Origin of the sequence: Oligoflexus sp. (assembly GCF_035638955.1) — a bacterium.
GTDB lineage: Bacteria > Bdellovibrionota_B > Oligoflexia > Oligoflexales > Oligoflexaceae > Oligoflexus.
Genome location: NZ_DASQYZ010000381.1, coordinates 1 through 2,536, shown reverse-complemented (window position 1 = coordinate 2,536; position 2,536 = coordinate 1). Strand labels below are relative to the sequence as shown.

The window sequence follows — 2,536 nt, the reverse complement described above, 5'->3', positions numbered from 1 at the left end:
GAGCTCCCGCATCCAGTTCCGATGACTCCGGTGCTGGTCGTCCGCAATGAGTCATGAGCAGGCCAAAGGCCAGAATGATCGCAACCTGAATGCCAAGCTTGAAATGTCGTTTCATGGAAATCCTTTCAATCAGTCGATCCGCTGCGACGGCTAATGCAAAACGACGACCGCAGGCAAGTAGTTAAAATTAAATGATAATGAGTCTGCTGGTTTGCAAGAATGCCGACACGCTGTCGAATTCAGTGACACTGAACGCAATTCCATTTAAACCAACCAATGGGATGTCACGCAGCTATGCGATCCATTGGAGCTCCATTTATACCCAGGAATAATCCTATGAGCCTTTGCACGGCTCGGATCCCTCGTGTTAACTGCCCTGAGCATGGCGTGCTACAGGTAACGGTGCCGTGGGCAGAGGAAAGATCCAGCTTCACGTTGCTCATGGAACGACTTTGCATTTCAGTTTTGCAACAGGCTCAGAACATAACTGCGGCATGCGAGATTCTCAAGATATCCTGGGATGAATGCCGGGGCACAATGAAAAGGTTTCACCCTTCAACAAAGACGCCGGATATACGGAAGCATCTTATTCTCGTTCTTCCATCGCAACTGTTTCTCTTGCTTCGATCGGCGGGACCATATAAGGATAATGGACTTTTCGAAATGCCGTCCTTTGAAGCTCACTGCCATAACCACTCCCTGGGTACGGTGAACTGGCGACTATGACGAGTCCCAGGTCAAAATACCAGAGATTTTTTGCAGCACAACCTCCAAGCCAGCGTAGAATATCTCAGAGCATAGTGCAGGCTTCGAAGCAGTCTTGAACCATTTTCAGTCAGCACATTCCAACCCGACCCCAGAGCTGATCTTGATTACCTACGCAACGTCCTCATCCATAAGTATTCAGCAAGGGTTGAAATCGACGAAGCAAAATCCACGATACTTTTTTCAGCGGATCGTCCGGCCGGTTTGGTGATGTTCTGGATCTCCTTTGAAACGATGATCCGGATTCCGAATCATTACAGGATGGGCGTCAGGCCCTTTCCAGCGACTCAGCCTGCTTGAGAAGGCGAATAATCTTCTCTTTGAAAATTTGAAGTTTTTCATAAGAGGCCTCCGTCCTTCAAGACACGGAATTAAATATTAGGCATCAAATGAAACGAAGTCATCAATCCCGTGTGTTTCTATGTATTTTTGAATTTTTAAACTACTTTCTTGAAAGAAATTGTATTTAAAAACGTTTTAATATACGAAGGTGCCACATGGCGTTTATCCGGCCTGATTTGAACATAAAGCAGACACAACAAAGCAAAGCTTCCCAATCGAACGTCCTTGTTATTGGAAATGTGAACGCACTGTTCAAGGATAACAAGACCCTAATGAATTAACGTCGTCAGTCAAACAATTTCAGACGGAGGAGGTGTAAAATGAGAGCTTTAAAAAGTTTTTTTGTAATGGGATTCCTAAGCTCGATCCTGGTTTCACCCGCTGTGCTTGCTGATGTATTCGATGAAGGATATAATTTTGGCTATGATTCAGCATATAATTTTTGCAAGTCCAAAGAAAAGGAACTGGCCACAGTAGCAGAGATGGAAGTTGATGTGGATATCATCGAAGAGTTCCAGGATGGCTGCTTCGAGGGATTCAAGGATGGTATTAATTATAACAGAACCTGTAGAAAGTACATTAGAGAGACAGAGGGTGCAGCCACAAGAATGTGGCAAGCTCGAGCCAAGGCTTGCAAATAATTTTGGGATTGTTTGAGAAGCGGCCATGGCTCCTGCATTTTCCCAATGGAAAGAAGCTGGAATGTTCAAGGAACTCAAGGCGCTCGATGCGGCTGATCCGATTGGACCAAAACTTCTTTCAAATAGTTGGCTTATCTTCATCTGATTTTCGCCATCGACCTGCATGGCACCGCTCCCAAGTGTTCAAAGCGCTCAACGCCTTATTCAAGGCGTTGAACTAAGTCCGCGAGCAGGGCCCCGGAAACAACGCTTGGAATTTCAGCAGACCCCTGATTATCAAGGCTTTCACGAAAGCCGCAATTCTGAAATTTATCAATAATTTTAACTAACCGCTTATTTTATAGTCATTCTTTCCGGCGAGGGTACCCCGCCATATTCCTCCATTGATAAGTTGAATCTCCTGTGCCACTAAGCACAAGCAAGGAGATCGCATGAAAAAGAGTCGCTTCACGGAAGAACAGATTATCAAGGCTCTCAAACGCCAGGAATCAGGCGAGAAGGTCCAGGACATTTGTCGGGATGTTGGGATCAGCCAGCAGGCTTTCTATAAGTGGAAGGCCAAATACGGCGGTCTGGAGGTTTCCGAAGCCCAGCGACTCCGTACGCTGGAAGATGAAAATAGCAGGCTTAAGGTAAGCACTCCATCCTCCATCCAATTACCCACTTCTCAGCTCGAAGCCCTCCCTCAGGTCATTGAGCCTCCTGAATCCTCGCCAGATGACAATTACTCCAGGCGGCAAATCTCTCGATCGTGCAAGATAACCGCCAAGACGAGCTAAAAGCACCAC

The 2,536-nt window shown here is 46.3% G+C and carries 2 protein-coding genes and 1 pseudogene; all 3 read left to right on the top strand.

Going from position 1 to position 2,536, the window contains the following annotated elements; genetic code table 11:
- Positions 1–276 precede the first annotated feature (276 nt).
- Positions 277–726, top strand: coding sequence for a helix-turn-helix domain-containing protein (locus tag VE954_RS32975; RefSeq protein WP_414699049.1), 450 nt, complete (start codon positions 277–279; stop codon positions 724–726).
- Between the two features lie 701 nt (positions 727–1,427).
- The gene (locus VE954_RS32970; protein WP_324961044.1) at positions 1,428–1,748 is read left to right on the top strand and encodes a hypothetical protein; all 321 of its coding nucleotides are present in this window, start codon (positions 1,428–1,430) and stop codon (positions 1,746–1,748) included.
- 431 nt (positions 1,749–2,179) lie between these two features.
- A pseudogene (locus VE954_RS32965) lies at positions 2,180–2,380 on the top strand (transposase); the annotation flags it as partial.
- Between the last annotated feature and the right edge of the window lie 156 nt (positions 2,381–2,536).